This is a genomic window from Streptomyces sp. SID14478 (assembly GCF_010548525.1).
Taxonomy (GTDB): Bacteria; Actinomycetota; Actinomycetes; order Streptomycetales; family Streptomycetaceae; genus Streptomyces.
Map to the genome: position 1 here is coordinate 1 of NZ_JAAGMG010000133.1, position 594 is coordinate 594.

At 71.9% G+C, this 594-nt stretch carries 1 protein-coding gene; it reads left to right on the top strand.

Annotated features, from left to right (window positions below; translation table 11 throughout):
* The first annotated feature begins 152 nt into the window (after positions 1-152).
* The gene (locus G3I40_RS05065; protein WP_164300944.1) at positions 153-527 is read left to right on the top strand and encodes a hypothetical protein; all 375 of its coding nucleotides are present in this window, start codon (positions 153-155) and stop codon (positions 525-527) included.
* Positions 528-594 lie beyond the last annotated feature (67 nt).

Consider the following 594-nt stretch of genomic DNA (forward strand, 5'->3'; position numbering starts at 1 on the left):
ACGGCCCCCGAGCCGGAGGTGCGCCCCCGCGCCCGGGCCCGCGCCCGCACCACCCCCGAGACCACCGGCGGCGGCCTCCCGGTCCGCGCCCCGAACACCGACTTGCAACCACGAACCGCCCGTTGAGGCAGCGTAGGAAAGGACCCATCACCATGGCCAACACCGAAACCGCACTGAAGGACGCGGTCGCCTCCATCGAGGGAGCGAGCGCGGCCGCCCTGGTCGACTACAACAGCGGCATGGCGCTCGGCACCATCGGCGGCTCCAAGAGCTTCGACCTGGAGGTCGCGGCCGCGGGGAACACCGACGTCGTGCGCGCCAAGCTGCGCACCATGGAGCACCTCGGTCTCAAGGACGAGATCGAGGACATCCTCATCACGCTCGGCACCCAGTACCACCTGATCCGCCTGCTCAAGGGGCGCGGGAACAACGGCCTGTTCCTGTACCTCGTCCTGGACTCGGCGCGCGCGAACCTGGCGATGGCCCGCCACCAGCTGAAGAAGATCGAGGCCGAACTGGAGGTCTGAGCGAGCCCGCCGGCCTCAGCGGCGCCGCGCCCCGCCGGGTGCGGCGTCGCCCGCCGCCGTGCCGGTG